This is a genomic window from Arthrobacter sp. PsM3 (assembly GCF_030433895.1).
Lineage (GTDB): Bacteria > Actinomycetota > Actinomycetes > Actinomycetales > Micrococcaceae > Arthrobacter.
Window position 1 is genome coordinate 1 of the sequence record NZ_JARUXE010000168.1, and the last position, 260, is coordinate 260.

At 34.6% G+C, this 260-nt stretch carries 1 protein-coding gene; it reads right to left on the reverse strand.

The window, feature by feature from the left end; all coding sequences use genetic code 11:
• Positions 1-260: hypothetical protein (locus QCD75_RS22075; RefSeq protein ID WP_301231658.1), on the reverse strand; the 260-nt coding region annotated here is incomplete at both ends.

A 260-nucleotide genomic window follows, 5' to 3' on the forward strand; every position in this document is an offset into this window, starting at 1 on the left:
TAAATATGGTGTAGCTCCACTATAGTTGTTTAACTCAAATTGCCATTGGTAATTGGTATGACGCATCTTATCTATTTTAATAGGTAATTCTGAAGTAGCGCTTGGAGTACTTTGTAGGGCAATCGCTAAATTCGTGTTGTTTTGAACAAAACTTACTTCTTCATCTAAATTGCTCATTTTAGTAGCGTCTTCTGAGGTAACATTCCAAGTGTAATTGTCATTAAATAGAGCTAATGCGCCTTCAATAGTTTGGTTATTGG